Consider the following 23,469-nt stretch of genomic DNA (forward strand, 5'->3'; position numbering starts at 1 on the left):
TTTCTACTTTTAGAAATATTAACTAACTGAGTTTAAATAAAAAAATATTGATCTTTTGAAAACTAAAATTGCATTATTTGCAGCTATTTTTACTTCTGTAGCTGTTTTTTCACAAAAACAATGGACACTAAAAGAGTGTGTAGATTACGCCTTAAAGAATAATATAACAGTTAAGCAAAATCGCTTAAATATTGAGATTGCTGAAGCAGATGTTAAAAGTAATAAAGCTAATTTTTTACCAAGTATAAATGCTTCAACATCAGGAAATTTTTCTACTGGGTCTTCATTTGATCCTGTATCTCAAAATAGAACAGAGAATACAACTCTATTTGGAGGGGCGTTAGGTGTAAACGCTAGTTATACGGTTTTTAATGGTTTTAAAAACTTAAATCAAAAAAAGCAAGCAGTATTAGGAGTAGAAGGGAGTAAACTAGATTTAGCCAAAGTAGAAAATGATATTTCACTTAATGTAGTTAATGAGTATTTAAATGTATTATTTGCTAAAGAAAATTTATCAGTAGCTAAGGTACAAGCAGAAATCAGTAAAAAGCAAATTGAAAGAGCTAGAGCTCAATTTGAAGGAGGAGTAATACCCAAAGGAGATTTATTAAACGTCGAATCTACAGCAGCAAATGATATTCAAAGCGTAGTACTACAAGAAAATACTTTGAGTATAGCTTTACTAAGATTAAGTCAATTATTACAAATACCTTCTAAAGATTTTGATATAGCTGATATTGAAGTCAGGTCTCCTTCAGCAGCATTATTATATGATAACGCAGATGTAGTATATGAAAAAGCATTAACTGTTTGGCCAGATATAGAAAGAGCTAAATTAGATGTTGAAAGTACTAAATTAGGTATTGAAATTGCTAAATCAGGATATTATCCTACTATCAATGCTTCTTTAGGAGCCAACACAAATTATAGGTATTTTTTAGATCCTTCAGCTCCAGCAGGTAGGCTTTTAGATCAGTTAGATGGTAATTTAGGTTTTAGCCTAGGATTTAGCGTTAACATTCCAATTTTTAACGGGTTTAGAAATGATGCTAATGTTGAAAGATCTATTGTTAATAATTCAATTAGTGAATTTAGATTGGAAAGTCAAAAATTGCAGTTGCAACAAGAAATTGAAAGGGCTTTTTTAGATGCGAAAGCAGCAGCTAAAACGTATGAAGCAGCACAAGTGTCATTAGAGGCTCAAAAAGAAGCTTTTAAAAATGCCCAAGTTAGTTATGACTATGGATCAATGACTCAATTTGATTTTGATCAAGTACGTAACCGATTAGTAAATGCAGAAGGAGCAATGATTAGAGCTAAATACGATTATGTATTTAAAACGAAAGTATTGAAGTTTTACTACGGAGAGTCAATCGTGGAATAATTTAGAAAGATATATTTATTGTTGGAAGAGCCTTGTTAGAATTTTACTAATGAGGTTTTTCTTTATAATGTATCTTTGTCAAAAATAAATTTCAGATTTGGCAACAATCTTACATATAGAAACTGCAACTAAAAACTGTTCGGTAAGTGTAGCAAATAAAGGTGAACTTTTAGCTATACAAGAGTTAAATGATGGGAATTATTCACATGCTGAAAAGCTTCATCCATTTATTCAACAAGTAATGGAAGAAGTAAAACTTTCTTTTAATGATATTGATGCTGTTGCAGTAAGCAAAGGTCCTGGTTCTTATACAGGATTACGTATTGGAGTTTCTGCAGCTAAAGGATTATGTTTTGCTTTTGACAAGCCTTTAATATCTATAGAAACCTTACAATCTTTGGCTCATAAAGTTTCTATAGAAGAAGGAGTAATTATTCCGATGTTAGATGCTCGTCGTATGGAAGTATATGCAGCTGTATATAATTCTAAACACGAACAAGTAAGAGATATAAAAGCAGAAATTATAGATGAAAACTCTTTTGAAGAATATTTGTCTAAAGGAAAAGTATACTTTTTAGGTGATGGATCAGAAAAGTGTAAAGAAGTAATTGGGCATAAAAATGCAGTTTTTATAGATGGAGAGTTTCCTTCTGCAAAAGAAATGGTTCAGTTAAGTTTTGATAAGTACAAAAAAAACGACATCGAAGATGTCGCTTATTTTGAACCTTTTTATTTAAAAGATTTTGTGGTTACGCCTGAAAAGAGACGTTAACTCTCTTTGTGTATTTCAACAGAGTGAGGATAAGGAATTTCTATTCCAGCTTTATCTAAGGCGATTTTAGTGTTTTCAGTTATATCAAAGTATACAGCCCAATAATCTTCTGTTTTAGACCAAGGTCTCACAGCAAAGTTCACAGAGCTATCTGCTAATTCAGATACATTTACTGTAGGTGCAGGGTCTTTTAATACTTTAGGGTGAGATGTAATAACATTCATTAGTATTTCTTTAGTTTGTTTAATGTCTGCATCGTATGAAACACCAAAAGTTAAATCCACCCTGCGAGTTCCTTCTGAAGAATAATTAACAATATTTCCATTTGATAAAGAACCGTTAGGAATAATTATTTCTTTGTTAGATAACCCCGTAAGCTTGGTAGTAAAAATTTCGATTTCTTTTACAACACCAATTTCTCCTTGAGCTTCAATTAAATCTCCTACTTTAAATGGTTTGAAAAGCATAATTAAAACACCGCCAGCAAAATTACCCAAAGAACCTTGTAAAGCTAAACCAATTGCTAAACCAGCTGAGGCTAAAATAGCGGCAAAAGAAGTAGTTTCTACCCCTAGTTTTGCTATTACTGTAATTATTAAAAGGATTTTTAGCGTCCAATGCAGTAAATTAACTAAGAATTTTTGTAGTGTAATATCTACTTCTCTTTTAATCATTATTTTTTTGGTAGCTCTAAGTAGTAGGCTAATAATATAAGAACCTACGATGTAAATAATAATAGCCATAATCGCTTTTGGAGCGTAGGTGATTATTAAATCTTGAAATTTTTCTAAATACTTTTCCATTTCTTATGGTAAATTTTAGTTTGTTAATAAATGATTTTAGTTAGTAGTGGCTGATTTTATAGCATTAGGCTAATTATTCCTAATAAAGCAGGTATAGACTGTATGACAAAAATACGAGGTTTTTTTGTAGAATAAGAACCATAAAGACCCGCAATAAAAACACAGGTCATAAAAAATATCCCTACATCAATTTTTTGTGATAAAATAGACCAAGTTAAACCAGCTGCAAGAAAGCCGTTGTATAAACCTTGATTAGCGGCTAATACTTTTGTTTCCTCAGCAAAATCTTTTGATTTTAAACCAAAGGTTTTTATTCCTTTAGGTTTTGTCCATAGTAGCATTTCTAATAAAAGAATATAAAAGTGAATAAAAGCTACCAAGGCTAAAAGGATGTATTGTATTGCGTTCATAAATAATTTTAAGATAAAATATGCGGTTTAGATAACTATCAAAACCGCATACTGTGAGTAGTTAGTTTATATTAAGGTTATTTTACTTCGAAGGTTATTTTTAGGTTTACCCTAAATTCAGTTATTTCATCATCATTAACAACTACACTTTGAGATTGTACAAAGGCAGATTTAATACCTTTTACTGATTTTGAAGCTTCTTTAATTGCTTTTCTTGTAGCATCTTCCCAACTTTTTTCTGAATTCGCTAAAATTTCAATAACTTTCATTACTGCCATAATAATTTTTTTTAAAGATTAATACATGTAAATATAAGTCTTTTTAATAGTCTTTTATATTGATAATCAGTATTAAAAAAATCCAATGTTAATTTAATGTTATGTAAATGTTTCAAATATGTAAATTTTTTGTATATTTGTATTAACAGGTATTAACTTTAAAAGATTTAGATTATGAAAAAATTAGTAATAGCAGTATGTATGCTGTCGGTGTCGTTTTTGCAAGCTCAAGATATAGAGCCAAAATATGAAGTTGAAGGTGATTTAGTAAAAGCCACTTATTTTTATGAAGATGGTACTATTAAAGAACAAGGTTTTTTCAAAAATAAAAAGTTAACAGGTACCTGGACTTCTTTTGATAAAAAAGGGAATAAGGTGGCAATAGGTCATTATGAAGCAGGAAAAAAAGTAGGTAAATGGTTTATGTGGAAAGAAGATGGATTGAAAGAAATCGATTTTAAAGATAATGCCATAGCAAGTGTACAAACTTGGAAAGAAGAAACCAAAATGGCAGTGAAATAAGTTAATATTTTGCAGAATAAGAGAATTAGACCGAGTATTTTATATACTCGGTTTTTTATTTTCTCCCAAAATCAGCAGGGATTTCTCCCCATGCTTTGGTTTCCCACTTTAATAAAGGATTTTTAAAAGAGTTTTGTTGTAGCCATTTTTCAGCACGTTTAATTAAGTCTAAAACTTCTTTATTAGAACTATCAAATGTAATATTGGTTCTGCACTGCTTCTTTTTAACCCAACTCATAGCAATCTTAGAATCAGAATAAATAGGATAAGAGTCCATTTTTTTACTTTTTAATAATGCAATTCCATGGACGAGAGCTAAGAACTCACCAATATTATTTGTCCCATTTTTAAATGGTCCCATCTTAAATATTTCTTTCCTGTTATGAGTCAATACCCCTCTGTATTCCATTAAACCAGGATTTCCAGCACAAGCAGCATCAACAGAAATACTTTCTAGAATAGGAGAACCATATTTGGCTTTTTCTTCTGCTGAAAGACTTATTTTCTTAGTGTCTTTTCCTTTGTAGTCATTATAGTTTTTCGTTAAAGCTAATTCAGCTTCATTTTTATCAGCAAAAGATTTGTATTGTGCACCAGTGAAACCATCAATTTGCTTTTTACAAGCATCCCATGATGAAAAAACACCTGTTTTTTTTCCTTTCCAAACTACATAATATTTTTTCTTCTTACTCATTCTGTAAAATAACCTCTTCTATAACCTTTGGGAAATGTTTATATTCTAACTCGTGAACTTTTTGAGCGATAGTTTCAGGAGTATCATCCACAGAAATTGAGGTTTTAGCTTGGAAAATAATAGCACCTTCATCGTAATTTTCGTTTACGTAGTGAATGGTAATGCCTGTTTCAGATTCATTATTTTCTTTTACAGCATTGTGTACATTCATTCCATACATTCCCTTTCCTCCATATTTTGGTAATAAAGCAGGGTGTATATTTATTATTTTATTAGGAAAAGCATCTACAATTTTAGAAGGAATACGCCATAAAAACCCAGCCAAAACAATTAGATCAGCTTCAGTTTGTAAAAAATTTAATACAGTATCCTCTTTACTAAAACTTTCTTTATCAAATAATGATGCATCAACGTTTAGTCTTTCACAACGATCAAAAACTTTGGCATGTTGGTTGTTAGAAAGCACATGAGTAACAATCGCAGTTTTAGTGGAGTTGAAGTATTTTATGATGTTTTCGGCATTAGAACCAGAACCAGATGCAAAAATAACGATGCGTTTCATGTTAAAATTTAGTTGTTTTGTTACTACAAAAAAAAGAATAATTATTAACAATGGTGGTGTTTGTAGCAAAATATTCAGGTATTTTTTTTATTTTAGACATCACATTTTTGAGCAAAAGTTAGAATTAATAACTAAGATTTGTATTTTTGCCTCGATTTTAAATTTTAAAACAAACAAATTATGTCAGACATTGCATCAAGAGTAAAAGCAATTATCGTAGACAAATTAGGAGTAGACGATAACGAAGTAACTAACGAAGCAAGCTTCACAAACGATTTAGGAGCAGATTCTTTAGATACAGTTGAGTTAATCATGGAATTCGAGAAAGAATTTGATATTCAAATTCCAGATGATCAAGCAGAAAACATTGGTACTGTAGGTCAAGCGATTAGCTATATTGAAGACGCAAAAAAATAAGATTATATGCAATTAAAACGAGTTGTAGTAACTGGACTTGGCGCATTAACGCCAATAGGAAACAATAAAGAAGAGTATTGGAATAGCTTGGTTAACGGAGTTAGCGGAGCAGCACCTATAACGTATTTTGATGCTGCCAAGTTCAAAACTCGTTTCGCATGTGAGCTTAAAGGTTTCAACGCGACCGATTATATAAATAGAAAAGAGGCGCGTAAAATGGATAGATTTACGCAGTATGCAATGGTTGCTTCAGATGAAGCAATTGCTGACGCTAAGTTAAATTTAGACGAAGTTGACAAGTTAAGAGTCGGCGTTATTTGGGGAGCTGGTATTGGAGGTTTAGAAACATTTCAAGATGAAGTTTTAAACTATGCTAAAGGTGATGGTACTCCAAAATTCAACCCATTCTTTATCCCAAAAATGATAGCAGATATTGCTCCAGGAAATATATCTATTAAAAATGGATTTATGGGGCCAAACTATACTACGGTATCTGCTTGTGCATCATCAGCAAATGCTATGATTGATGCGTTAAATTATATTCGATTAGGTCATTGTGACGTAGTTGTAACGGGTGGTAGTGAAGCTGCTGTTACAATTGCAGGTATGGGTGGTTTTAATGCTATGCATGCCTTATCTACTAGAAATGAAAGCCCAGAAACAGCTTCGAGGCCTTTTGATGCTGAACGTGATGGTTTCGTTTTAGGGGAAGGAGCAGGGGCAATAGTCTTAGAAGAATATGAACATGCAAAAGCTCGTGGAGCTAAAATTTATGCAGAAGTTATAGGTGGAGGATTGTCTTCAGATGCTCACCATATGACAGCACCACATCCAGAAGGAATTGGTGTAATTGCAGTAATGAAAAACTGTCTTGAAAACGCTGGAATAAAACCAGAAGACGTAGACCATATCAACACTCACGGTACCTCAACCCCTTTAGGAGATGTTGCAGAATTAAAAGCAATCTCTGAGGTTTTTGGAGATCATGCTAAAAACATTAATATCAACTCAACAAAGTCTATGACAGGACATTTGTTAGGTGCTGCAGGCGCTATTGAAGCTATAGCTTCGTTATTAGCAATGGAGCACGGTGTTGTTCCCCCAACAATTAATCACAGTAACGTTGATGAAAACATCAACCCTGAGTTAAACTTAACGTTAAATAAAGCTCAAAAAAGAGAGATTAAAGTTGCAATGAGCAATACATTTGGTTTTGGTGGTCATAATGCTTGTGTTGCCTTTAAAAAACTAGATTAACCTTTTATGAACTTTCTTCGTAGAATTGTTAAACCCCAAAACAAATCGGATGAAAACTTCTACTACGAATTAAAAGAACTGCTTAATTTTAAGCCAATTAAGTTATCGTATTACAAAAAAGCATTTACGCACAGATCTTTAAAATTAGTAGATAGTAACGGACATCCCATAAACTACGAACGTTTAGAGTTTTTAGGAGATGCCATTTTAGGTACAGTAATAGCGTCTTACTTATTTAAAAAAGTACCTGAAGGTGACGAAGGGTATTTAACTCAAATGCGATCTAAGATTGTAAGTAGAGAGCATTTAAATAATTTAGGTAAAGACCTAGAGCTAATAAGGTTTGTAAAAAGTAATATTTCTAAGGAACATGTTAGCAATAACATCCACGGAAATATTTTTGAAGCCTTAATAGGGGCTATATACTTAGATAGAGGTTACAATTATTGTCATCAGTTTATTTATGAACAAGTAATAATGCCTTATGTAGATATTGAACGATTAGAGGGTAAAATATCAAGTTATAAAGGTTTTGTTATAGAGTGGTGTCAAAAGCAGAAGAAAAAGTATAAGTTCGAGTCCTACGAAGATTCAGGAAACCAAAGTAAGAAACATTTTAGTGTACGTGTTAGTATTGATGGTAACATCATAGCTAAAGGTAGAGCAACTTCAAAGAAAAAGGCAGAAGAAATTGCTGCAAAAAGAGTATATTTTGCTATGCAAAATCAAATGCTAAAATCTTAACGTATAAACGAAAAACGTTTTCGTAAATTTTACATAGTATTTTCTATACATTCACTAATTTAGCAAAAACAAATAATTGTTTATATGCCAATTTATGAGGTGAATATAAATGAATTTTCCAATGATGATTATGTATTAATTGGAATTCATACTACTTTAAGCGAGTATAAATTAGCATATCTATTAAACCAACATTTACATATAAAGTTTAATAGAGCGGGGTACGATTTAGACTTTATTAAAAAAGGTAGTCAATCATCTTATACAGTATACGAATATACTAATGTTAAATTATGCCAAGATTGGTTTTTAATAGCAAATGTATATAAGTCAACTCTTGAAGTAGAATCAATAAGTCTTTTTAATCAAAGTGATTCAATTACACGTTTGATACCAGAAAAGAAAAAAGTTGACTTTTTTTTAAAACTAGAAGGAGATTTTGATTACGACTCAATTGTGAAAATTGTTGAAGTTATTAAACAAATTCCTCAAATAATAACCTCTTATCAAATAGAGGTAAACTCATTAAAATCGAAAGATTTTTTAATTTTTTAATTATATGCCACATAACAAGAAAACGAAAATTGTAGCAACATTAGGCCCAGCAACAAATACAAAAGAAATTTTAGCTGATATGGCTGCGGCTGGTGTAAATGTTTTTAGAATTAATTTTTCACATGCCGACTATGAAGTAGTAAAAGAACGTATACGTCAAATACGTGAAATAAATGAAGAAAGAGGCTATAATGTAGCTGTTTTAGCCGACTTACAAGGGCCTAAACTTAGAGTTGGTGTAATGCAGGAGGGAGTAGAATTAAAAGCAGGAGATAGCTTTACTTTTACTACGGAAAAGTGTGAAGGAACACAAAAAAAAGCATACATGACCTACCAACGTTTCCCAAAAGATGTAAAGGTAGGGGAGAAAATTTTAGTTGATGATGGTAAGTTGTTGTTTGAAGTAACTGCAACTGATAAAGAAAGTGAAGTTATAACCAAAGTAGTTGTTGGAGGAGCGCTGAAATCGAAAAAAGGAGTGAACCTTCCAAATACGAAAATTTCATTACCAGCTTTAACAGAAAAGGATAAAAAAGATGTAGTTTTTGCTTTAGAACAAGAAGTAGACTGGATTGCTCTTTCGTTTGTAAGAACACCAGAAGACTTACGTATTTTACGTGATATAATTAAACAAAAATCTCGTTATAGAGTTCCAGTAATAGCAAAAATAGAAAAGCCTGAAGCTGTTGAAAATATTGATGCTTTAATTCCGTATTGTGATGGATTAATGGTTGCTCGTGGAGATTTAGGAGTAGAGGTACCTATGCAAGATGTACCTTTAATTCAAAAAAGCTTAGTTCGCAGAGCGAAACTAGCTAGAATACCGGTTATTATTGCTACACAAATGATGGAAACTATGATTGAAAACTCTGTGCCAACAAGAGCAGAGGTAAATGATGTAGCAAATTCTATTATGGATGGAGCAGATGCTGTAATGCTTTCAGGTGAAACTTCAGTAGGAAAACATCCTGTTAGAGTTATTCAAAAAATGACTGAAATTATTGGTAGTGTTGAGTTTTCTGACTTAATTGAAGTTCCGCAAGAACCGCCTCATATTCGTACTAAAAGATTTATTACAAAATCGGTATGTCATCATGCAGCATTAATGGCAGATGATATCAATGCAGCAGCAATATCAACCTTAACTAATAGTGGGTATACAGCTTTTCAAATTTCAGCATGGAGACCAAAATCACATGTATTAGCATTTTCATCTGAGAAAAGAATCTTAGGGAAGTTAAATCTTTTATGGGGTGTTAGAGCTTATTTTTACGATAGAGAATTAAGTACTGATGATACAATTGAAGATATTAATGAAATAGCTAAAGAAAAAGGCTATGTTAAGACAGGAGATTTTATAATTAACCTTTCTTCAATGCCAGTGAAAGCAAAAGGTATGGTAAACACGTTACGTGTTTCTCATATTGATTAAATAAAGGCAATAAAATATAAAAAAGCTCAACTTTTAAAGTTGAGCTTTTTTATATTTTATAGTTTAAGCTTTCGAGTACAAATAATCGCATCGTTAACCACAAAAGGCATTGGCATCATTATTTCACTTCTAGGTCGTATGGTAAACTTAGGATGCGATAATAAATCATTAGATATTTCATTAATTACAATATCAGGCTCGGTGTTTTTATCAATTGTAAAAGAAATAGTCAAATCTTTATCAGTATTTGCCATTTGATAAATTAATAGCGTTCCTTTATCAGCAATAAAAGCCTCTCCTTTATCATACAAAGTTCCGTTAACAGTAAAATTAGTTAACTCTATTTGAGTATTTGTGTACAACTCATATTTATCAATATTACGAGTAGGTGTAATTGTTAATGAAACATTTCGTAGGTTATTAACAATGGTATCTTGATGAATCTTGATGTTAGAAATACGAATGTTTTTATTTTCTGCTTTTTGATAATAATTAAAAGAAGTGTTGTATTTACTTTTTCCAGCCATTAAATCGGCACCACCTTGTTTAGATTCATCGTTAAAATATTGTTTCGTATACCCATCTAATGTTTTATTATGACTTGCCCAATACGAGGCGTTAGAGTCAGATTTTTGAATAAAAACTAAGCTATTAGGCTTTTTCTTTTCTATTGAAAAACCGCTATTAAATGTTGCATAACCAAAGAATAATAACGCAAGAAAACCAGTTAATGTTTGCCATCCGTTTTTAGTTTTTTCCTGATAAAAAACAGGAAGCATCAATCCGAAAAGAAACACTAAAAGTATGGCAGAAATAAATAATGTTTTTAAACCTAACGCTACAGGAAATAACTGAATCATAGGAGCAATCATATATATACTAGGAATAGATATAATTGCAAATAATGCAGCTCTAGATGCTTTGTTAATATTCATGAAAAGTAAGATTGCTAAAATGAATAAAGAAGCAAAAACAGGAATAATAAAGAAACCAGCTCCTGGTAAATTCATGTAAATTATAACATTTATAACCAATCCAAAAGTTATGGGAGCGATTAGTAAATCGATGGCTTTGGCTTCTTTTAGCTTATTATATACTTTAAAAAGAATCCAAAGATTTAAAAGAACAAAAGCAATAATATATTGATATCCGTTATAGGTAAAACCATGCAACATATCGGTATATTGTGGATGGATGATTAACAACAATTGCCACAGTCCGTATGAAATACCTATACATAATACTAAAGACAGTATGTAGGGAATAAAACCTTTTAATACACCTATTGCTGTCATCTTCTTCTTATATATACCTACTGCAACCAGTGCTATAAACAATAAAAAGGCAATGATAAGCATTGGTAGCACCCAAGAAAACGGGTATGTTAGCAACTTAGTAAAAGGAAAGTTAACATAAATGTAATCAACATCACTGTTTAAGTTCGTTAAATCAGCATTTGCAAAATAGTTTAATGAAGTGGTAAAATAATCTGCTTGATGTAAGAGTGTTTCTCTATTTAACCTTTCGTAGGAATCTTGTTCGGTGTGATAGTCAAAATGATCATCAATAAAGGCAAAATTAAATCCGTTAATATTACCTTTTTCCCTAAAAACAGTTAAATCCGTATCGTTAGGAAGCTTTTTATATACACCATACATTAAAGAGTTAGCAGCTGGATAATTTGGGTTGGCATTTAAAAACTCAGTTAATAATGTTTTGTTTTTTCCGTTAGTCTCCATCAACATATAACTAGAACCACCACTACCGCGAGCTTCAAAGTTCAGTACTAAGCCAACATCTTTTGCCCAAGGATGATTTTCAACAAAAGCTTGTGCTCCCAAAAGTCCTAATTCTTCAGCATCTGAAAAAAGTATGATAATATCGTTTTTAGGAGTCTTATTTGCGGCTAGGTAAGCTCTTATACCTTCTAAAATAGTTACTACGCCAGAGCCAGCGTCACTTGCTCCTAGTGATGAGTGAGGGTTGGAATCGTAGTGGGTTAACAGCAATAAAGCTTTGCCGTTTTCGGTTCCTTTAATTTTAGCAATAATATTTTCTGTAGTAGTTGCTGCCCTCCATTTTTTATTAATAGCAGTTTGATATTGAATTTCAGGTTCTAAATTCAGTTTTTGTAACTCTTGAACCAGATACTCTTGTACTTTTTTATGTTCTTCAGATCCAGTATGATGTGGTTTTTGAGAGATGTTTTTTAAATGATACAGTGCATTATCAATTGAAAATTCAGTAGCACTAATTTCTTTTTTTGAAGAGGTTACACTTGGAATTATATCGTTAAAGCTCCAGTAAACAGTTAAAATAATGATGAGAACTGCAAGGTAATTTCTTGATGATTTCATAGTTGGATTTTAGTACTTATAAAAGTAAGTAATTTATTTTTTAAGAGGAGGTAATTGTAATCGGTTAAAAATCAGTATATTTAAGAGTAAAATTTAAGATTATGGCAATTAAAAGTTTTCAAGGAAGGAGGACGGATACACCTCAAGAAGAAAATGTACCAATGTTGGTATCTGATTATATGACTAAAAAATTAATTACATTTAGAGAAGAACAACCTATTGAAGATGCGATAGATATACTTATTAAGCATAAAATATCAGGAGGACCTGTTGTTAATGAAAAAAATGAATTGGTAGGAATTATTTCAGAAGGTGATTGTATAAAACAAATATCAGAGAGCAGATATTACAACTCGCCAATTGGTAAGAATAACACGGTTGGAAAAGCCATGGTGAAAGAAGTTGAAACAATTGATGGTAACATGAATATTTTAGATGCAGCTAATAAATTTTTAAAATCACGTAGAAGACGTTTTCCTATAGTTCAAAATGGTAAGTTAGCAGGACAAATCAGTCAAAAAGATGTGCTTATTGCAGCTATGAAATTAAAAGGGAATACGTGGAAGTAATTAATCTTGTTTTACCAATAAATAAATTTCATTATCCAACTCTAAATATCCTTGGTCGTATACATAAAAATAGGTGTTTCCTGTTTTTGTAGTATAAAGGGATGTAATAAATTTAAAGTCAAAACCTCTATCAAATAGCTTGCGGCGTGTTACTTTGGTTTTGCCAGAACCATTTAATTCGGAAAGAATTTTGTAGTTCTTTCGTAAGCGGTTATTGGTGTTTCGTATTAGGTTTTTACTTTCTTTATTAACTTTATTATTAAAGGCGTTTCGGCAGTAATCGGAACAGAATTTTTTATCAATTCTTCCGATTACTTTTTCACCACACTCTAAACACTTTTTATTTTCCATAATCAGATTTTTTAAGTTCGTACCAGTTAACATCTACACCCTTATAACCAAATTCATTTACAAATTGTAGCCCTATTTTTTGTAGAATTTTGTTAGAACCAATATTTTCTACATCAGCTGCACCATAAATAATATCATAATTCATTTCTTTAAAGCCGAAGTCTAAACAAGCAAAAGCAGATTCTGAAGCATAACCTTTACCCCAAAACTTTGGAATTAATCGGTAACCAACATCAATAAAATTAGTAAAACCATTTAATGCTTCTTTTTCTCCCGTGTTGAGTTTTAATCCAGACCATCCTATGAATTCTCCCGATGCTTTTTCAAAAGCGGCAAACCTACCAATACCTCTTTCTTTATACTGTTCTTCAAAAAATGTTATGATATCCTCAGCTTGCTTGTAGGTTGTAATAGGGTTCTTTCCTAAATATTTATGTACTTCAGGATTAGAATCTAACTCAAAAATCCCCTCTGTTTCACTTTCTCTAAATTCTCTTAAAATTAAGCGTTCAGTTTCTAAATAAAATTCCATTGTATAAGTATTTGTATTTCAAAGATAATTAATTATAAACGATTACATTCAATTACAAACGAAAACAAATGATTACTAACCGATTTTAATTTGTTTGCTGTTTCATCTTTGCAGTGTCAATTCGTTTGAATGACAATGTCTTAACTGTTTAATATTAAAAAATACTATTATGAACGCACTAAAAAACAGAGTACAGTTAATTGGAAATTTAGGAAACACTCCAGAAATCATTACCCTAGAAAGTGGTAAAAAACTAGCAAAGTTTGCGATAGCAACTAATGAAACGTATAAAAATTCTCAAGGTGAAAAGATTACTGATACGCAATGGCACAATGTGGTTGCTTGGAATAAAACAGCTGAAATTATTGAGAAATATTTAGAAAAAGGTAAAGAAGTAATGATTGAAGGTAAGTTGACTTCTCGCTCTTTTGAGGATAAGGAAGGGAACAAACGTTATATAACGGAGGTAATTTGTAACGAATTATTAATGTTAGGAAACAAATAAGTGGGAAAATTTGCTGAGAAAAGAGTTGAAAAAGAAATAGAGAACAAGCTGGTTGTATAACTAGCTTGTTTTTATGTTAAAAATTTAATTTTAACAAGAAATTAGGGGTTGAACCCAACGAATAGCGAGAATACTTATTGGCATTATTGTTTTCTACCCTATAATAATTATTAATAGTGTTTTTAGTATTGAATAAATTCCATACTGAAACACCAATATTTACACTCATATCATCTGTTAGTTGTTTTTTGTACAGGGCGGAAGCATCAGCTCTTAAATAATTATCAAGTCTACTATTGTTAGCAATTCCATAATTAATTTTATTATCGACAATTTCATTACCAGAAACAGGCTGAGAAGTTGGCTTGCCAGAAGTATAATTTAGTCCAAGTGAAATATTGAATAATTTATTCGAATAGGTGCTACCCATCGTAATAGCATGTGTAATATCAAAATTACTTGGAAATTGATGTTCTATTAAATCATCAAAGGAATATGTGTTTTGAATAAATGAATAACTTAACCAAGTATTTAAGTTTTTGAAGTTCTTTCTCAATAAAAAATCAATACCAAAAGCATCGTAACTTCCTTTGTTTTTATGAAATTCATATTTGGTGGTAAAACTTTGGCTTTGTGTGGTAATACCATCAACATTTTTGTAGTATCCTGTAGCATCTATAAGCCATTGTTTCTTTTTATAAGTGAATCCTACAGAGGCTTGTTTGCTTTTTAATACAGGAATGCTATCGTTGTCAGACAACTGCCATCTACGTTTTTCAATTCCTAAAAAATCATTTTGGAAATTGATAACTTGTGAGACGTTTTGATGTTTAAATTCTCCTAAAACTTCTATAGAAAGAGCATTACTTATTTTTTTATGAATACTTAATCGAGGTTCAATAAGTACTTGATTAAATTTTTCAATATAATTTACACGTAACCCTGGTTTTATAGTAATCTTACTGTTAGAATTTTGATATTGAGTTTGTCCAAAAACGGCATGCTCTCTAATAACATTAGAATACAATCTTATAAACCTAGGATTATCAACATCGTTTCGATTGGTTATTTGTGTTTCAACAAAATCATAACCACCATTATACTTCCAACTATTTTTAATGTAGCTACCTTCCAGTTTTACACCAGTTTCAGAAACGATATTCTCTTGTAAAAAGCGTTGATTATCTAGAATGTTTGCGTTAATAGCTTGTAAATTATAATCTGTTTCGTAAATCTGTAAGGTGGTGCTAAACTTGGGGTTCCATTTTCGATGGTAATGAATACCTCCAGCAATGCTTTGTTGCGATAAACTACTTTGTTTCGTTTCTGTCGAGCTATTTACAACAGCAGTTTCATCAAAAGTCAAATAGTTATCAATTAAAATGAAGTTTACTCTAATAATATCTTTGTTAGTAGGAGTGTATAACCATCGTAACGAAGTGTCGTAAAAATTAAACTCTTGATTGGAATTCGTAACGTTTTTGTCGTTGTTTTCTATTTCAGTACTTTGAGTAACACGCTTAAAGTAATTGTGATAAGTAGGAGTTTTAATCCAATCGTCAATAGATCTACGAGCAGCTACTTGAAGTGAAGACTTTTTTCCTAAAGGAATATCAGCAAAAATATTAGCATTAATGAAGTTCAGACTGAAACTTCCTGTAAAATCTGTTTGTAAAGCAGTATTGGTTTTCATGTGAATAGTACCCGAAACTCCATTTGAGTAGGAAGCATCAGAACCGTTATTAATTACATGTGTAGTTTGTGTAATTTTGGGATTAAAGCTAGAAATTAACCCAAAAAAGTGTCCAGTTTGATACATTTTTATACCGTCCCATAAAATAAGGTTTTGATCGTGCGAACCACCCCTAATTGTAATGTTTGAAACCGTTTCATCTACACTTTGAATACCTGGTAAAGCTTGTACCGTTTGCAATACATCAGATTCAATTAACCCTGGGAGTAGGGTGAATTTTGAAAAATCGATAACAGTATTACCATCAATAGTTTTATCAATACCTTTTACCAAATACCCATTGATAGTAATGTTAGAAATTAACTCTTGATGTTCGTTTAAATAAATGGTTTCGCAGTTCTTGGAAGATAACTCACTTGCTAACTTATCAATTGTTTGGTAGCCAATAAACCGAATGTTTACTTTTTCAGAACTACTTCTAGTTTTAAGTTCGAAAAAGCCATGGTTGTCAGTAACGGTATAGTTATTATTTGTCTTAATAGTTGCCCCAACTAAAGGAGCTTTTGTTGTAGAATCTTTTAAATATCCACAAATTATTACAGGAGATGAAATTCCAACTATTTGTGGATCTAAACGAGTAAATATAAAGCCTGTTTGCGCTTCAAGTTTTTTAAGTTTATTATCTAAGCTAAGTTTATTAGGAATAGGAGAAGATATATAGACATTCTTAATTAAACTGCTATTGTAGTTAAATTGAATGCTGTACGAATTAGCAATTTGCTCCAATACCGTTTTAAGAGGTACTTTTTTGGGGTCTGTTTGCGCTTGTATGTCAAAACAAAAAGACCAGATGAGTATTAAAAAAAAGTAGGGCTTATTGTTGTTCATCCCAAATAATTACACGTTGCTTATTATTAATTTCATACGATAAATTAAATGGAAGAGTGATAGATTTTAAGGCTCTTTCAAGATTATTATTTGTAAAAGCACCTGTAAATTTTAGATCATTATTTTGTATATTAAGTTGTACCTTAATGTTGTATTGCTGCTCAAGTTCAGCAACAACATCAGAAAGCAATACATTCTCAAAAGTACTCATGTTTTTCAACCACTTTGGTTGTGATAAAATTGTACTAGTGTTTTGCTCGACTCCTTTAATAATGCTCAACTCTTTTCCTACAGGTAGTTTTGTAATTTTATTTTTATAGCTTACTTGTACCAATCCTTCATAGCATGAAACTTTGAAAATACTGTCCCTGTCTAGTACGTTAAACTCAGTACCTAAAACGCTTACAATTCCGTTTTTAGTTTTTACATCGAAACGCATTCCTTTTTCAACATCAAAAAAAGCTTCACCTTGTAGTTGCAAACTTCGATGCTTTTTCCAGGTACTACTATTGTATTCAAGATGCGAAAATTCATTTAGTTCTACGATAGAATTATCAGGAAGTATAATAGTTTTACTTTCTGCATATTGTGTATTAAAAACGGTTGCTTGACCATTATTAAAAAAATAAAATATACCTAAACCTATAATAAATACTGCTGCGATTTTAGAAACGACCAATAACCAATTTGTTGAGGTCGTTTTTTTAGAGGATAAACGATTGTTTAAGCTTTCAAAAGAAGGCGTAGAAATATGCTTGTCAGCTTTAAATCGCTGACCTTCTTGAATAATCTCTTCAAGAAAATTAGCATCATCTAAAGTATTAAAAGCCGCTTGTTCTTCGTTGGTTAATTCGTTGCGTAACCATTTTTGTATTAAATCATCCTTCTTCATGAGTGATTGTCTATATTAATAAAACACTTTACTAAGTGAAAATCCCGAAAAATTTTATCTAAAATCGTCTAGTTGCTCTTTTAATTTTTTAAATGCCGAATAAATTCTGTGTTCAGCAACCTTTTTTGTAATTCCTAATATTTCTCCAACTTCTTTGTGAGTTTTACCCTCTATTTTACTCAACATAAAAGCAACACGTTCTTCTTCTTTTAAATTTGATAAAGCTTTTTCGTACCGTTTTAAAAACTCTTTTTTACGAAGTACAAATTCAGGAGATTCATTAGTATAGTCTTTAGGCTTTACCTCTTGATATTTAAAAACTATCTTTTGATGTTTTACTGCATTTAACATTAAATTGTTAGCAACGGTATAAAGAAAAGATTTAACTTTTTCAGGTACTACTTTTGCACAATTTTCCCATAATTTGATAAAAGCATCCTGAACCTTATCAGTAGGATTTAAAGTATTTCCATACTTATAGTATAAAAAATTACCTAACTCTTGAGCGTATTTTTCATACAACAATGAAAAATTCTTCTCATTACAAACATTATTATGTAGGGGTTTTGACAAACTAAAATAGAATTTTAAGAAAGAGTAAGGTATAAAAAAAATATTTTTTCGGGATATTAAAGAAGTTAGTTGTTTTATAATAAAGCCCAAAAGAAATCAAACTAAAACAAATAAATAACCCCAAGATTATGAAATTTTTAAAAACAACCTTAGTATTATTTAGTGTTCTACTAATACTTTCTTCATGTAGAACCGAGGAAATTCAAATTGTTAATCCTCCAATTGAAAATGAGCTTGTAGCAAACTCTACAGTAGCTAATTTGATGAGAAATACTGTTGCAAAAGACGGTTCAGATGATAATATTATTGATAAGGCTAGTTGTCTAAGTATTAAGCTGCCAGTTACTGTTACTGTAAATTCTAAAGAAATAACGATAAATGATAAAGATGGTTATGAAGAAATAGAAGATCTCTTTGATCTTTTTGATGATGATGTAGATTCTATAGTTATTTCGTATCCTATTGAGGTAATATTGAGTGATTATACCGTAAAAACAGTTAACTCTGATGAAGAGTTAGAAGCTTTAGCACAAAACTGTAAAGGAGAAAATGAAGAAGATGATGATATTGAATGTTTAGATTTTTACTATCCACTTAAAGCTTCTGTGTTCAATTCAAATAAAGAGTTAATACTTACTCTTACCATAGAGAATGACGAAGAGATGTATAAATTAATTGGAGACTTAGAAGATTATGCAGCAGTAACTATAGATTTTCCTTTTAAGGTGATTTTAAATGGAGATACTTATATTTATATTAACAATATGCAAGAGTTAGAAGAAGCTATAGCAGCGGCTAAAAATAGTTGTGATGAAGATGATGATAATGATTATAACGATGATGATTGTGATGGATGTACTACAGAAGGAGTTAAAGAGATATTTGCAAATTGCAATGAATGGATTGTTGAAAAATTATATTTAAATGAAGAATATCTTACGGAAGAATTTAAAATGTTTACATTTTCGTTTAGAGAAAATGGTTCAATAAAAATAGATAATAACGGAGATATATCAGAAGGAACATGGAAAGTAACAGGAGAAGGGAATGATATGAGTTTTTCAATCAACATACCAAATTATCCAGCTTTTAACGGAACATGGTATTTACATGAGGTTAAAGAAGGTTCAGGAGTCGTAAGTGTACATTTATTACTTGAAGGAAACCATCTTCGCTTTAAAAGTCAATGCTCTGTTGTAAAAAATGAATTAAGTGATATTTTGTTAGCAGAAGGGAGTGTTTGGGCAGTTGAAAACTATAAAAATGACGGAGTTGATAAAACAGAAACGTTTACCAATTATAAGATTTATTTTTATCCAGATAATGTTGTTAAGGCGAAAAAAGACGGAGTTGTTATGGTAGGATCTTGGGAAGTATCGAGCGATGCTAGCATATTAGCTTTAAATTTTTCTGACGCTCCCGTAAATGAATTTAATAAAGAGTGGACAGTTGCCTCAATTTCTGAAATGCAAGTAGTTTTAGAAGCAAATGATAGAAGATTGGTTATCAAACGTATTGATTAAAAGAATAAATTAATTATCCTTTAGTGTCTATTTACTAATTCTTGATTGCAAAAGCCAGCTGTTTAAAGCTGGCTTTTGTTTTAAAAATTCATACTTAGTTGAATACGTTTTCTTGCAATGTCTACTTCTAATACTTTTACCTGAACGTGTTGATGCAAGCTTACATGCTCATTCACATCTTTAACAAACGTATCAGATAGATTGGATACATGAACTAAACCACTTTCTTTAATTCCAATATCTACAAAACAACCAAAATTGGTAATGTTATTTACAATTCCAGGTAATACCATACCTATTTGTACATCATCTATTGTTTTAATATGCTCGTTAAAACTAAAAGCTTTGGCTTTTTCACGAGGATCTAACCCTGGTTTTTCCAATTCTTTTATAATATCTTGTAATGTTGGTAATCCGTATGAATCGGTTACATATTGTTGGAGCTTAATTTGTTTTAAAATAGAAGAATTACCAATCAAGTCATCTACCTTTTTACCAGCATCTTTGGCGATTTGTTTTACTAAAGTATAACGCTCTGGATGTACAGCAGAATCATCTAACGGGTTGTCACCGTTTTTAATTCGTAAAAATCCTGCAGATTGTTCAAAGGCTTTTCCTCCTAAACGAGGGACTTTCTTTATCGCTGTTCTACTGGCAAAAGCTCCGTTTTCGTTTCTGTAATTCACAATATTTTCAGCCAATTTAGGTCCAATACCAGAAACATAACTCAACAAGGAAGCACTAGCAGTGTTAATATTAACGCCTACTTTGTTTACACAGTGTTCTACTACAGTATCTAGCGACTTTTTTAACTGTGTTTGATCTACATCGTGTTGATATTGTCCAACTCCAATTGATTTGGCTTCAATCTTTACCAATTCAGCTAAAGGATCAGCTAATCGACGACCAATAGAAACAGCACCACGAACGGTTACATCATAATTTGGGAATTCATCACGTGCAATTTTGGAAGCAGAATAAATTGAAGCACCTGCTTCACTCACGACAAATATTTCAACAGGATTTTTAAAATATACACGTTTTACTAATTGCTCTGTTTCTCTAGAAGCAGTTCCGTTACCAATAGCGATAGCTTCAATTTTATAGGCATCAGCCAATGAGCTAAGTTTGTTCATTGCTTCTTTGGACTGATGTTGAGGTGCATGTGGGAAAATAGTTTCGTTATGTAGTAAGTCTCCTTGAGCACTTAAACAAACTACTTTACAACCTGTTCTAAATCCTGGGTCGATAGCTAGTATGCGTTTTTCACCCAAAGGAGAACCTAATAGTAATTGTTGTAAATTTTTAGCAAATACTTTAATGGCACTTTCGTCTGCTTTTTCTTTAGCAATTGTTAAAGCTTCGTTTAACAGGGCAGGGAATAGTAAACGCTTGTATGCATCGGCAATAGCTAACTCAATTTGTTCAGCACATTCGTTATGAGAACGAATAATTCTGTCTTCCATTTTTTGAAGCGCTCGTTCATCATCAATACTAATTTTTACACGAATAAAACCTTCTTTTTCGGCGCGCAAAATAGCTAACAATCTATGTGAAGGAATTCGGCTTAGATTTTCTTCCCAATCAAAATAATCTTTAAATTTTTGAGCAGCTTCGTCTTCTTTTTTAGTTTTGACAACTTTAGTTACAATAGTTGCAAAACGTTCTAATTGATAACGAATGTTATTTCGAATATCCGTTCGTTCGCTAATCCATTCCGCAATAATATGACGGGCACCTTCTAAAGCATTGTCTATTTGTTCTATTTCGTTCGAAAGATATTTTGAAGCAGTAAATTCCAAATCGTTTACTCGCTGACTCATAATCATCTTCGCTAACGGTTCTAATCCGTTTTTACGAGCCGTTTCAGCCTTGGTTTTACGTTTCTTTTTATAAGGAAGATATAAATCTTCTAGTGTAGTTAAATCTTCTGCTTTTTCAACCTTGCTTTTTAACTCATCGGTTAAAACTTCTTGCTCTTCCAGAGCTTTTAAAATTGCTGCTTTTCGTTTTTCTAAGGCTTCAAATTGTTCTTTGAATTGAACAATTTGACCAATTTCAACTTCATCTAAATTTCCTGTTTTTTCTTTTCGGTAGCGAGCAATAAAGGGAATGGTACAATCTTCATTTAATAACTCAATAGTATTTTGAATTGATTTTTGTGAGATTTGTGTACGAGAGGTTATATAGGGGATAAGTAGCATTGAAAATTATTTTATAATAAAAAACCTCGCTATCTATGCGAGGTTTCAAATATAGTAAAAGGTTAATTTATCTTGTGAACTTTCTTAAGTGATATGTTTTGTTACTAGGTGTATAATCACTTCTGATATAAAAATCTTTATATTTAAAAATGGTGTAACCAATATCACTTTTTTTAGGAGTGCTTTTTATTTTGTCAAAAATATTTTTAGGCACTTCTGTGTCTTTGATATGATCAAAATTAGTGTCAAATAAAGATTCAATTTGAGTTGATTTAGTATTGGTAAAAGAGTTATATGCAAACATGGTAGGGTTAAAAAAAAGATTGACATTAACGCTTCCTACACTAGCTATTGCTCCACCAATTCCTCCAAAGCCACCCATCATCATTGGAGCAGCAGTTCTTTGTTCAACATAACCTCCTAAAGTAACTAAATAAGTGTTTTTGTTTTTGATAACTGAAACACCAATTTTACCAGCTGTTATTTTACGTAAAAATTTCTTAGTTTTTTCTAGCTCTCTATAACCGTTATAAAAGCCTCCTTTTTGAATGATTGGAGAGTTTTTAAAGAGTATTTCCTCGTCTTTACTAGCAGCATATTCTTTTATGAAATTGCCAGATGCTAAGTCTAAGATGTACATTGATAAAACATCCTTTGTGGCTGCTACTACTGCTATTTTATTGTCAAAAATAAAAGAATTGGTTTTTTTTCTTCCTGATTTAATGTTAGAAAGAGGTTTATTGAAAGTTGTTGTTGAAACTTTATAGTTTGTTAAGTTTACAGTAAATAATTGAGTTATATTTTTATTATTATCAAAAGAAATAATAAGATTGTCATCTTTTAAATACATTTTGGCAGTCTCAGAAACTGATTCAATTGAGTTAGGTGTATTTTCTTCAAACTTTTTGATAGGTGAGTAGTTAAAAGGTAATAACAGGTCTACAACTCTTACTTTTTTATTCTTTTCGTTAAGAAGTCTTAGCTCAGAAATGTCTAGTGGAATGTATTGTAAGTTACCATCTTCATTAATATAGTTTAGATATACATTGCCATTAATTTTGTTTCCAGAAATGATATAAAACTTATTTTTTAATGATATTGTTTGGATAAAAGTTTGTCCAGAAGGAAGTAAAAATTCTTTCACTGTATTTTTTTTATCATTAAAAGAAAAACTTACAGCTGCAAATTGTGTATTACTTTTATTAGTTAAGAATATTTTATAATCATTGCCATAAATACTACTTCCTAAAAGTATTTTATATTTTCTTTTTTTAGTTTCAGATGAAAGTTGACCAGTTAATTTAAATTCATCATTAAATTTATATGCATATACATTTTTAGCGTCAGCAATTAAAATAGCTAAATCATTATTTTTTGTGTTTACAACAGGAATTACATCTTTAATATCTGTTGAGTTTTCTTTTAAAAAGTTTTTAAAACTAGCAATTTCTGTTTGAGCAAATAAAGAGTTACACATAAATCCTATTAAAAATAGGATGTAGATACAATTTTTTTTCATTTTTAGTTATTAAGAGGTATAAAAAACCTCGCA

The 23,469-nt window shown here is 31.0% G+C and carries 24 protein-coding genes; 11 read left to right on the forward strand and 13 right to left on the reverse strand.

The window, feature by feature from the left end:
• Positions 1-55: 55 nt before the first annotated feature.
• Both D6T69_RS03775 and tsaB read left to right on the forward strand, forming a co-directional pair.
• Positions 56-1,384 carry a TolC family protein gene (locus D6T69_RS03775; RefSeq protein ID WP_125066524.1) on the forward strand — a complete coding sequence of 443 codons (1,329 nt, stop codon included), beginning with the start codon at positions 56-58 and terminating at the stop codon, positions 1,382-1,384.
• Positions 1,385-1,481: 97 nt separating this feature from the next.
• On the forward strand, positions 1,482-2,156 hold the full coding sequence (gene tsaB / locus D6T69_RS03780; RefSeq protein WP_125066525.1) for a tRNA (adenosine(37)-N6)-threonylcarbamoyltransferase complex dimerization subunit type 1 TsaB: 675 nt from the start codon (positions 1,482-1,484) through the stop codon (positions 2,154-2,156).
• Here the strand turns inward: tsaB and D6T69_RS03785 are convergent.
• The 3 genes from D6T69_RS03785 to D6T69_RS03795 all read right to left on the reverse strand — a co-directional run bounded on the left by D6T69_RS03785 (position 2,153) and on the right by D6T69_RS03795 (position 3,647).
• Positions 2,153-2,959 carry a mechanosensitive ion channel family protein gene (locus D6T69_RS03785; protein ID WP_125066526.1) on the reverse strand — a complete coding sequence of 269 codons (807 nt, stop codon included), beginning with the start codon at positions 2,957-2,959 and terminating at the stop codon, positions 2,153-2,155. The two genes, tsaB and D6T69_RS03785, sit on opposite strands and share 4 nt — an antisense overlap.
• Before the next feature lie 56 nt (positions 2,960-3,015).
• A complete protein-coding gene (locus D6T69_RS03790; protein WP_125066527.1) occupies positions 3,016-3,369 on the reverse strand; it encodes a DUF1304 domain-containing protein in 354 nt (117 codons plus the stop codon).
• Positions 3,370-3,446: 77 nt separating this feature from the next.
• Complete coding sequence (locus tag D6T69_RS03795) at positions 3,447-3,647, reverse strand: dodecin family protein (protein ID WP_125066528.1); 201 nt, start codon at positions 3,645-3,647, stop codon at positions 3,447-3,449.
• 174 nt (positions 3,648-3,821) lie between these two features.
• Between D6T69_RS03795 and D6T69_RS03800 the strand changes: the two genes are divergently transcribed.
• Positions 3,822-4,169: a toxin-antitoxin system YwqK family antitoxin gene (locus tag D6T69_RS03800; RefSeq protein WP_125066529.1), complete on the forward strand. Its 348-nt coding sequence runs from the start codon at positions 3,822-3,824 to the stop codon at positions 4,167-4,169.
• A gap of 55 nt (positions 4,170-4,224) precedes the next feature.
• Here the strand turns inward: D6T69_RS03800 and D6T69_RS03805 are convergent, their stop codons facing one another.
• Together D6T69_RS03805 and purN are read right to left on the reverse strand one after the other, a co-directional pair.
• On the reverse strand, positions 4,225-4,863 hold the full coding sequence (locus D6T69_RS03805; protein WP_125066530.1) for a ribonuclease H1 domain-containing protein: 639 nt from the start codon (positions 4,861-4,863) through the stop codon (positions 4,225-4,227).
• Positions 4,856-5,425 carry a phosphoribosylglycinamide formyltransferase gene (gene purN / locus D6T69_RS03810; protein ID WP_125066531.1) on the reverse strand — a complete coding sequence of 190 codons (570 nt, stop codon included), beginning with the start codon at positions 5,423-5,425 and terminating at the stop codon, positions 4,856-4,858. The genes D6T69_RS03805 and purN overlap by 8 nt, the downstream gene beginning before the upstream one ends.
• Before the next feature lie 180 nt (positions 5,426-5,605).
• Between purN and D6T69_RS03815 the strand changes: the two genes are divergently transcribed.
• The 5 genes from D6T69_RS03815 (at position 5,606) to pyk (ending at position 9,830) form a co-directional block, all read left to right on the forward strand.
• Positions 5,606-5,842 carry an acyl carrier protein gene (locus D6T69_RS03815; protein ID WP_028891431.1) on the forward strand — a complete coding sequence of 79 codons (237 nt, stop codon included), beginning with the start codon at positions 5,606-5,608 and terminating at the stop codon, positions 5,840-5,842.
• Between the two features lie 6 nt (positions 5,843-5,848).
• Positions 5,849-7,099 carry a beta-ketoacyl-ACP synthase II gene (fabF, locus tag D6T69_RS03820; protein WP_125066532.1) on the forward strand — a complete coding sequence of 417 codons (1,251 nt, stop codon included), beginning with the start codon at positions 5,849-5,851 and terminating at the stop codon, positions 7,097-7,099.
• A gap of 6 nt (positions 7,100-7,105) precedes the next feature.
• A complete protein-coding gene (gene rnc, locus D6T69_RS03825; RefSeq protein WP_125066533.1) occupies positions 7,106-7,843 on the forward strand; it encodes a ribonuclease III in 738 nt (245 codons plus the stop codon).
• An 84-nt stretch (positions 7,844-7,927) separates the two neighbouring features.
• On the forward strand, positions 7,928-8,398 hold the full coding sequence (locus D6T69_RS03830; RefSeq protein ID WP_125066534.1) for an IPExxxVDY family protein: 471 nt from the start codon (positions 7,928-7,930) through the stop codon (positions 8,396-8,398).
• A gap of 4 nt (positions 8,399-8,402) precedes the next feature.
• Positions 8,403-9,830 carry a pyruvate kinase gene (pyk, locus tag D6T69_RS03835; RefSeq protein ID WP_125066535.1) on the forward strand — a complete coding sequence of 476 codons (1,428 nt, stop codon included), beginning with the start codon at positions 8,403-8,405 and terminating at the stop codon, positions 9,828-9,830.
• Between the two features lie 56 nt (positions 9,831-9,886).
• Here pyk and D6T69_RS03840 read toward each other — a convergent pair whose 3' ends face one another.
• Positions 9,887-12,187 (reverse strand): M20/M25/M40 family metallo-hydrolase, encoded by a 2,301-nt coding sequence (locus tag D6T69_RS03840; RefSeq protein WP_125066536.1) that lies wholly within the window; start codon positions 12,185-12,187, stop codon positions 9,887-9,889.
• Between the two features lie 101 nt (positions 12,188-12,288).
• Between D6T69_RS03840 and D6T69_RS03845 the strand changes: the two genes are divergently transcribed.
• Complete coding sequence (locus D6T69_RS03845; RefSeq protein WP_125066537.1) at positions 12,289-12,756, forward strand: CBS domain-containing protein; 468 nt, start codon at positions 12,289-12,291, stop codon at positions 12,754-12,756.
• Here the strand turns inward: D6T69_RS03845 and D6T69_RS03850 are convergent, their stop codons facing one another.
• Both D6T69_RS03850 and D6T69_RS03855 read right to left on the reverse strand, forming a co-directional pair.
• On the reverse strand, positions 12,757-13,107 hold the full coding sequence (locus tag D6T69_RS03850) for a hypothetical protein (protein WP_125066538.1): 351 nt from the start codon (positions 13,105-13,107) through the stop codon (positions 12,757-12,759).
• On the reverse strand, positions 13,097-13,639 hold the full coding sequence (locus tag D6T69_RS03855) for a GNAT family N-acetyltransferase (RefSeq protein WP_125066539.1): 543 nt from the start codon (positions 13,637-13,639) through the stop codon (positions 13,097-13,099). Before D6T69_RS03855 ends, D6T69_RS03850 begins: the two co-directional genes overlap by 11 nt.
• A gap of 169 nt (positions 13,640-13,808) precedes the next feature.
• Here D6T69_RS03855 and D6T69_RS03860 point away from each other — a divergent pair, with 169 nt between their 5' ends.
• On the forward strand, positions 13,809-14,144 hold the full coding sequence (locus tag D6T69_RS03860; RefSeq protein ID WP_125066540.1) for a single-stranded DNA-binding protein: 336 nt from the start codon (positions 13,809-13,811) through the stop codon (positions 14,142-14,144).
• Positions 14,145-14,220: 76 nt separating this feature from the next.
• Here the strand turns inward: D6T69_RS03860 and D6T69_RS03865 are convergent, their stop codons facing one another.
• The 3 genes from D6T69_RS03865 to D6T69_RS03875 are packed head-to-tail and all read right to left on the reverse strand — an operon-like array spanning position 14,221 to position 18,190.
• Positions 14,221-16,725: a TonB-dependent receptor gene (locus D6T69_RS03865; protein ID WP_125066541.1), complete on the reverse strand. Its 2,505-nt coding sequence runs from the start codon at positions 16,723-16,725 to the stop codon at positions 14,221-14,223.
• The gene (locus tag D6T69_RS03870) at positions 16,712-17,617 is read right to left on the reverse strand and encodes a FecR family protein (RefSeq protein ID WP_125066542.1); all 906 of its coding nucleotides are present in this window, start codon (positions 17,615-17,617) and stop codon (positions 16,712-16,714) included. Before D6T69_RS03870 ends, D6T69_RS03865 begins: the two co-directional genes overlap by 14 nt.
• 54 nt (positions 17,618-17,671) lie before the next feature.
• The gene (locus tag D6T69_RS03875; RefSeq protein ID WP_125066543.1) at positions 17,672-18,190 is read right to left on the reverse strand and encodes an RNA polymerase sigma factor; all 519 of its coding nucleotides are present in this window, start codon (positions 18,188-18,190) and stop codon (positions 17,672-17,674) included.
• Between the two features lie 128 nt (positions 18,191-18,318).
• Here D6T69_RS03875 and D6T69_RS03880 point away from each other — a divergent pair, with 128 nt between their 5' ends.
• Entirely contained in the window at positions 18,319-19,713 is a 1,395-nt protein-coding gene (locus D6T69_RS03880) for a hypothetical protein (protein WP_125066544.1), read from the forward strand.
• A gap of 80 nt (positions 19,714-19,793) precedes the next feature.
• On the opposite strand, the gene D6T69_RS03885 is transcribed toward D6T69_RS03880, so the two are convergent.
• Positions 19,794-21,917 carry a Tex family protein gene (locus D6T69_RS03885; RefSeq protein WP_125066545.1) on the reverse strand — a complete coding sequence of 708 codons (2,124 nt, stop codon included), beginning with the start codon at positions 21,915-21,917 and terminating at the stop codon, positions 19,794-19,796.
• A gap of 67 nt (positions 21,918-21,984) precedes the next feature.
• Positions 21,985-23,436 carry a hypothetical protein gene (locus D6T69_RS03890; protein ID WP_125066546.1) on the reverse strand — a complete coding sequence of 484 codons (1,452 nt, stop codon included), beginning with the start codon at positions 23,434-23,436 and terminating at the stop codon, positions 21,985-21,987.
• Positions 23,437-23,469 lie beyond the last annotated feature (33 nt).

This window comes from Tenacibaculum singaporense, from assembly GCF_003867015.1.
Taxonomy (GTDB): domain Bacteria; phylum Bacteroidota; class Bacteroidia; order Flavobacteriales; family Flavobacteriaceae; genus Polaribacter; species Polaribacter singaporensis.

Excerpts from the sequence above, each read along its gene's own strand:
- D6T69_RS03865 (WP_125066541.1), bottom strand. The coding sequence starts at position 16,725 with ATGAACAACAATAAGCCCTACTTTTTTTTAATACTCATCTGGTCTTTT.
- D6T69_RS03795 (WP_125066528.1), bottom strand. The coding sequence starts at position 3,647 with ATGGCAGTAATGAAAGTTATTGAAATTTTAGCGAATTCAGAAAAAAGT.
- D6T69_RS03885 (WP_125066545.1), bottom strand. The coding sequence starts at position 21,917 with ATGCTACTTATCCCCTATATAACCTCTCGTACACAAATCTCACAAAAA.
- D6T69_RS03830 (WP_125066534.1), top strand. The coding sequence starts at position 7,928 with ATGCCAATTTATGAGGTGAATATAAATGAATTTTCCAATGATGATTAT.
- pyk (WP_125066535.1), top strand. The coding sequence starts at position 8,403 with ATGCCACATAACAAGAAAACGAAAATTGTAGCAACATTAGGCCCAGCA.
- D6T69_RS03870 (WP_125066542.1), bottom strand. The coding sequence starts at position 17,617 with ATGAAGAAGGATGATTTAATACAAAAATGGTTACGCAACGAATTAACC.
- D6T69_RS03845 (WP_125066537.1), top strand. The coding sequence starts at position 12,289 with ATGGCAATTAAAAGTTTTCAAGGAAGGAGGACGGATACACCTCAAGAA.
- D6T69_RS03860 (WP_125066540.1), top strand. The coding sequence starts at position 13,809 with ATGAACGCACTAAAAAACAGAGTACAGTTAATTGGAAATTTAGGAAAC.
- D6T69_RS03850 (WP_125066538.1), bottom strand. The coding sequence starts at position 13,107 with ATGGAAAATAAAAAGTGTTTAGAGTGTGGTGAAAAAGTAATCGGAAGA.
- D6T69_RS03880 (WP_125066544.1), top strand. The coding sequence starts at position 18,319 with ATGAAATTTTTAAAAACAACCTTAGTATTATTTAGTGTTCTACTAATA.
- D6T69_RS03815 (WP_028891431.1), top strand. The coding sequence starts at position 5,606 with ATGTCAGACATTGCATCAAGAGTAAAAGCAATTATCGTAGACAAATTA.
- D6T69_RS03785 (WP_125066526.1), bottom strand. The coding sequence starts at position 2,959 with ATGGAAAAGTATTTAGAAAAATTTCAAGATTTAATAATCACCTACGCT.
- D6T69_RS03890 (WP_125066546.1), bottom strand. The coding sequence starts at position 23,436 with ATGAAAAAAAATTGTATCTACATCCTATTTTTAATAGGATTTATGTGT.
- D6T69_RS03855 (WP_125066539.1), bottom strand. The coding sequence starts at position 13,639 with ATGGAATTTTATTTAGAAACTGAACGCTTAATTTTAAGAGAATTTAGA.
- rnc (WP_125066533.1), top strand. The coding sequence starts at position 7,106 with ATGAACTTTCTTCGTAGAATTGTTAAACCCCAAAACAAATCGGATGAA.
- D6T69_RS03840 (WP_125066536.1), bottom strand. The coding sequence starts at position 12,187 with ATGAAATCATCAAGAAATTACCTTGCAGTTCTCATCATTATTTTAACT.
- D6T69_RS03800 (WP_125066529.1), top strand. The coding sequence starts at position 3,822 with ATGAAAAAATTAGTAATAGCAGTATGTATGCTGTCGGTGTCGTTTTTG.
- D6T69_RS03805 (WP_125066530.1), bottom strand. The coding sequence starts at position 4,863 with ATGAGTAAGAAGAAAAAATATTATGTAGTTTGGAAAGGAAAAAAAACA.
- fabF (WP_125066532.1), top strand. The coding sequence starts at position 5,849 with ATGCAATTAAAACGAGTTGTAGTAACTGGACTTGGCGCATTAACGCCA.
- D6T69_RS03790 (WP_125066527.1), bottom strand. The coding sequence starts at position 3,369 with ATGAACGCAATACAATACATCCTTTTAGCCTTGGTAGCTTTTATTCAC.
- purN (WP_125066531.1), bottom strand. The coding sequence starts at position 5,425 with ATGAAACGCATCGTTATTTTTGCATCTGGTTCTGGTTCTAATGCCGAA.